The 6,240-nt window shown below is 38.5% G+C and carries 5 protein-coding genes and 1 pseudogene; 5 read left to right on the top strand and 1 reads right to left on the bottom strand.

The features are described 5' to 3' along the window. Positions 1-284: 284 nt before the first annotated feature. The 4 genes from H6G08_RS31135 (at position 285) to H6G08_RS31120 (ending at position 3,238) form a co-directional block, all read left to right on the top strand. Positions 285-728 (top strand): hypothetical protein, encoded by a 444-nt coding sequence (locus H6G08_RS31135; RefSeq protein ID WP_190550231.1) that lies wholly within the window; start codon positions 285-287, stop codon positions 726-728. Positions 729-1,000: 272 nt separating this feature from the next. Beyond that, a complete protein-coding gene (locus tag H6G08_RS31130) occupies positions 1,001-1,657 on the top strand; it encodes a DUF1294 domain-containing protein (RefSeq protein WP_190550230.1) in 657 nt (218 codons plus the stop codon). A gap of 67 nt (positions 1,658-1,724) precedes the next feature. Beyond that, positions 1,725-2,204, top strand: a complete 480-nt coding sequence (locus H6G08_RS31125; RefSeq protein ID WP_190550228.1) for a DUF3592 domain-containing protein — start codon at positions 1,725-1,727, stop codon at positions 2,202-2,204. Between the two features lie 299 nt (positions 2,205-2,503). Beyond that, entirely contained in the window at positions 2,504-3,238 is a 735-nt protein-coding gene (locus H6G08_RS31120; RefSeq protein WP_190550226.1) for a hypothetical protein, read from the top strand. Between the two features lie 250 nt (positions 3,239-3,488). Here H6G08_RS31120 and H6G08_RS31115 read toward each other — a convergent pair. After that, positions 3,489-4,589, bottom strand: a pseudogene (locus tag H6G08_RS31115) (nickel-dependent hydrogenase large subunit); the annotation flags it as partial. A 116-nt stretch (positions 4,590-4,705) separates the two neighbouring features. Here H6G08_RS31115 and H6G08_RS31110 point away from each other — a divergent pair. Further along, complete coding sequence (locus tag H6G08_RS31110) at positions 4,706-6,190, top strand: site-specific integrase (protein ID WP_190550224.1); 1,485 nt, start codon at positions 4,706-4,708, stop codon at positions 6,188-6,190. Positions 6,191-6,240 lie beyond the last annotated feature (50 nt).

Raw genomic sequence — 6,240 nt, 5'->3', positions numbered from 1 at the left:
CCCCATTGTTCAACTGCCCAAGTTTGGAGGTCTGTGAAATTTTCTAATTTCATACTCTGACTCTAATACACCCCATTTCCACTTTAAAAGATGTTGGTAATGACAAGCCTTTTAGGGGTGGGATGAGCTTAAAAGTCGTTTTAGTCCTAGCTTTAACTAACTCTATAGAAAGAGCTAATTCTTTTGACAGGTAATCAAGTTGTAACCTCTGTCTCAGGTGCGTTTTAGCTGATGAGTCTGATGCAGTAAAAATAGAATGCTAAATCTAAAGGAGATTGTATTCTATGCAACTAAATTATTTTACCAAAAAGCTCTCTACTGTAGGTCGTTGGCTAGCTACAACTCTATTTTGCTTGTCAGCATTCGCTGTTGTTTGGCATGGTGGATTTTTGGCGAATACCGCAGCAATGGCTAATCCGATTGTAATTGCATCAGCAGATGCAGGCGATCGCATTCAAGGCAAAGCTAGTGAAGATGCTGGACGCGCGAAGAATTTTATCCGCGACGCAGCAGATAAAGTAGAGGAAACTGCAAATAAAAATGCTCGTAAAGTTGAGCGCGCCACCGATAACGATGGTAGTTTTGTAGAGCGCAAAGCCAAAAGAGACAGAGCGACAATTGAACGCAGAGCAGAAGAAGACGCAGCACGCACTCAAAAAGCTGTAGACAACACTAAGAATGCTGTTGAACGCGCTGTAGATAGCGTTAAGGATGCTTTTGGTCAATAGAGAATAAATACTAAGTATTTTTTTCTTAATTTCACATCAATTTTTCTCCCACAAACTTATTTAGGTTTAGTGGGAGATTTGATTGTTTATATACAATTAATCGATTTATTTGACTGCGATCGCCATATTTATGAAAGCGTAATGACTACGCTAACACCTTGGGGATCGCTTTTTGGGTAGAGCGATCGCACAATCTGCAAAACTAGAGTTATGATTGTTTATCTATGAATAAATGGGCACACTAAAACTAAGTATAGCCATAAAAATTGTCCATGAAACCTGTTTTCAGCAAAGGTCAAATAATTAGATGGATAGATAACCGGGGGTTTGGTTTCATACAACCTAGTGATGGTGGTGAAGAAGTCTTTATTCACATCAGTGCGTTTAAGAATGTTAACCATCGTCCCCAAGTTGGAGATTTAATTCAATATCAACTCCTAGTTGATAAAAACGGTAAACTAAGTGCGTCTAAGGCTTCCATTCAAGGGGGAAAACCAGCACCCATACTTCAGTCCTCATCTTCTCGGAAACCAGCACAGTCTAAAACTAAGCTACTAAAGAAGCTGGTGAAGAAATTTTCACCATTAGTTTTCAAGACGTTGCTGTTATCTTTACTGCCTGTTTTCGGTTCTATTTTTCTTGTAATGAAAACTAGCAACCCAATTGGGCTAATTCTTTATCCTCTAATGAGTGTAATTACCTTTGCACTCTACGCCAATGATAAATCTCGCGCAAAACAAGGTAAATGGCGGGTGCCAGAAAATACTTTGCATCTATGTGAATTTGCATGTGGCTGGTTAGGCGGGTTTGTGGCACAACAGATACTACGTCATAAGACAAGCAAAGTTTCCTATCAAGTTGTGTTTTGGCTGATAGCAACTGTTCATATTGTATTTTGGTTATATTGGCTGTTGAATATGACAATGTAATGCGATCGCTGTTTGGTGATATCGACAAGGCAAAATTATCCCAACACAGTTGATTAGCAAATGAATTATGCAATTTTCCTTTTGGTTTTCTCGACTTTTTCCCCTGCCATTTATTCTTGTAGGCGGACTGGTACTGTGGATAGGTGGGCAAAATCTCTACAATGGCAAAAGTAGTGAAACCTGGCCACAAGTTTCCGGTCAAATTATGGAATCATCTGTAACTAGCAGCAAAGGTTCAGGTAGTCAGAGAACTTATCGCGCTGCGGTGCGCTATCGGTTTAGAGTTAAGGATAAAGCATATATAGGCGATCGCATCACCTATAAAGGAAATGATTCCGGTGGCTCATCTGTTGCCGAGGCATTAGTCAAGCGTTATCCTCAAGGTAAGCTGGTGACTGTTTACTACAAGCCAGATAATCCCAGTCAAAGCGTTTTAGAACCAGGCTTAACCCTAGATGCATTTTGGGTACCGGGTATCGGATTTTTATTTTTTGGTGTGGGTTGTGTCATGGCTGTGATGCTACCTAAAATGATGCAGGATGTGTAAATTTGCATCAACAGCAATTTTTTTGCGATCGCTCTCAGCAGATGAGCGAAGAAATTCCTATTCAAAAAATACCCTAATGCCAGAGACACGGCATCAATGAGATATTTCCTTGAAAGAAAATCTATTTTTGCCGTGCTCCTACTTGCATGATAATTGATTATTTAGAATTTTATAATTAGTCCTAAATGCACTAAATATTCAGTATTATTGCCATTTAAGGCTTTAAATGTAAAAAACAAATAATATTTGAATAATCAATTCTGTCCAAGAGTTATACCTCATATATCCTGGGGAATACTATGATCATCCATCACATTTTTGATGGTGTCGGATACAGCAGTAAGGTATTTATGAATGACGCTCAAGAGTCTCCATTAGTTACTTCAATTCGAGAAGCAGCTTACTCAGAGATAGACCATATTTTTGATTTATATGCAAGAACAGAAGATATTAGCGATTGTCTACCACTAATGCACCCACATAGTTTACGTCAAATATTTATCAATGCTGGACAAAAGCTTTCAGAAGTCTGTTTAGAAGCTTGTGAAGAAATTTATGAGGAGTTCATAGAAGAAAATCCTAGCGCCCAAGTGTTTACTCTCAGACCGTCATTTCGTATGATGAAGAATGTTAAACATTCAATTTTAGGTAACACAGCATTTTTACAAAGTGAGATAAATCATTACGAATCTTGCTATGAAAGTTTCATTCAGGAGGTAGGAGAATATAAAGAAAAATATAGTGATAACGCTCACAATGCCGAGACTATGGGTAGTATAATTGGTGCTGTCTTGTTTGGGAAGATTGGTGAATTAGTTGGTGGAATGGCTGCTGGTGCAATTGCTGGTGGATTGTCAGAGAATGAACTTGACGATGAAATACAAGAATTATGTGCTAATTTCTCAGAAATTGTTAGTAAAGTCGAGGCTCACCTTCAAGATATGGCGGAACGTTCGATTCAGTTGATAGTTTCATATAGCGAACGTTTAGAGCATTGTCAGAGCGGACAGAAATTTAATCATTTAGAGGTTTAGTAAGATAATTTATGGAAGAGGTTTAAGTACTTTTCTTCTAATACAAAATCCATGCCTAAAAATATTATTTTTAGGCATGGTATATGAAGTCTAAATCTCTATTAAGTTTCAGCTTATCTCAGTCAATAATCAAAATAATAAGTAATTTTGTAATTTTTTGAATATACATATAAAATAATTTTTTTAAGTTATACACAGCTTTGGCTAATGACTAATTGAAGAATAATCAGCCATTAGCTATTAACTGAATCTAAGCAGTGCGAAAACGTGCCAGTTCTTCGCCAGTCTTCGCATCGTGGGCGTGAACTGTACACACCAAACAAGAGTCAAACGATCGCGCTACGTGCCCTACTTCTACTGGATCTCTCGGATCGTAAATCGGCGTACCAATTAAAGCTTCCTCAATTGGGCCTCTTGCACCTTCACCATCACGGGGGCCGACGTTCCAAGTAGTTGGCGCAATCACTTGGTAGTTCTTAATCTTACCACCTTCTACTTCTACCCAGTGGCTTAAACAACCTCTGGCAGCTTCCGTTGCACCCCAACCTCTACCATCTTTCTCTTTCGGTCTAATATACCAGGGGTCGTTTAATTTGAATTCCCTTAAGCAATGTTCAGCTTGGCGATATAGCTTCACCAGTTCGTGAACTCTCGCTAATTGACGCACATGGATACTAGCACCACCCATTTGTTTGAATACATCGAGGATAAACCCATCTTGATGTTGCCAAGGTTCGCCATGCTTACCACCTGCAACTAATTGACGTGATAAAGCACCAACTTCTAAACGTCCAAAGTCTTGGTGACGGACAGAAGTAGACCAAGAATAAGCATTATCAAAGTCTTTGGTATTCTTCTGAATCGGATTCGTAGTGCGATCGAAGGGGTGAATATCTGCTGTACCCTCATCATACCAAGAGTGAGTAGTATTCTCACGGGTAAAGGTATGATCCATCAAGGTGTGAGTGTTAGTAAAACTGTCATACACTCCACTTTTCATAATCATCGCAGCATTGCGCCCTTCAATTGTCGGGTTTTGGTATTTGTCCTCGTGAGGTAAATATCCCCATGTGACATATTTACCCACACCTGCACCATATCGATCCAGACCGATATCCAAACCCATGCGCCAATATAAACCCAAATCCGAATCCCGATGCTTCCGGTCTTCGTCTAGCCAGTTCATAAAGTCATCATAAGTCTGAATTTCTTCATAGCGTTCTAGAGAACAACCTAACCATACAGGTTCTAACCAGTTGGTGCGGAAATATTCTAACAACGACCAAGCGCGAGTAATATCGGTCAGGGTGGGGGCGCACATCACACCACCAGGCACCATATAACTGCTGTGGTTACTGGTGATATGCTAAAAATGTTCATGAGTAACTTGTTGTGTAAAGTGATTTTGCTCGGCAAGAACATTTTATTTTCACCATTTCAGTTTATAAATAAGGGAATATTTAGGGAATGAACGAGCAAAATCAAAATCAGGGTAATTGCAGTCGCCAAAATTTAAAATCAAAGACATATCCCATATCTACAGATGAGTATGGAAATGCAGACTCAAGGGATTTGTTCGCCGATATGTTTGTAGATTTTGAGCCGCACAGCACCACAGACGGTAGCTACAGGGGAACAATGGCGAAAATTAAAGCAACAGAACTACAGTATCAAGCAGTTTTTGAGCAGAAGTTAGTCGAAGCTAATAGTAATTTAAAAAGGGATAGAATTAGAGTTAGCATTAAACAAACTGGCAATTCTCTTCAGTTACGAGCTACCCTACCGTTAAAACCAGGCGATCGCAGTTTAGGTAAAGAAAAAAAGCAGTATGACTTGTCTTTAGGGATACCAGCAAATTTAGAGGGATTAAAAACTGCAATTGAAGAAAGTTACGAGTTGGGTAAATTAATCGCCCGTCATACTTTCCAGTGGAATGAGAAGTATTTAGGAATTAAGTCAAGAGAGAAACAAGAGATAAAAACTATTGGGGAATTATTAGAACAATTTTCTGAAAAATATTATCAAAACCGTCAGCAAACTATCACCAGTCAAAATACTTTTGCCAACTATATATCTGTAATTAAAAGAAACTTTCCTTTAAGCACTTTAGCCACAAAAAATAATTTTGAGGAAATTATCAATTCATTTCAGGGAAATAAAAAAAATGAACTAATAGCCGTAACTTCTGTTTTTATTAAAACCTTTCAGTTGGGATTTACACTCGATGTCACACGGGATAATGTCACCCCAGCCCATCGAGAAATACCCGAAGATGATAAAATAATATCTTCTTTTGACCTATTTGAAAAATTCGCCCTCAACCGCAAAAATACAAACATCAGTGATGAAATCGACACTTGGGAAATGTGGCGTTGGGTGTATGGAATGTTAGCGACATTTGGGTTAAGACCAAGGGAATTATTTGTAGAACCTGATATTAATTGGTGGATATCTCCCCAAAATATAGACCATACTTGGAAAGTGAATAAAAATACAAAAACTGGATATCGAGAAGTTATACCTTTTGTACCTGAATGGATAGAATTATTTGATTTACATAATCCCAAACCATTAAATATTTTAGAAAAAAAAGTGACAAAAATCGCCTCTGTGCAAAATATTAATTGGATGCGCAGAGATATATCCAGATGGTTTAGAAAAGTGGGAATTGAGTTTCAACCCTACGATTTACGCCATGCTTGCGCGATTCGAGCGCATCTTCAGGGAATACCCATCAAAGCCGCAGCAGACAATTTAGGTCATACTGTTGATGAACATACAAAAACCTATCAAAGATGGTTTGGGATTGAAAACCGTAAAAAAGCCTTTGGTGAGGTAATTAGTCAAAAGTCGTTAATTGAATTGCAGAAAAATGAAATATTGGCGCTCAGGATGGAGAATGAAAGGTTGAGGTTAGAGGTGGAAAAGTTGAAATTCTTAAAGAATGTCTAACAATCCAGAAGACTGCGAACAGCTTTACCTCCACGGTTAAGAACATGGGT

The sequence above is a fragment of the Calothrix anomala FACHB-343 genome (assembly GCF_014696435.1).
GTDB classification, from domain to species: Bacteria; Cyanobacteriota; Cyanobacteriia; order Cyanobacteriales; family Nostocaceae; genus Aulosira; species Aulosira anomala_A.
Note: the sequence above shows the minus strand (reverse complement) of the source record. Positions and strands in the feature narration are given on the sequence as shown.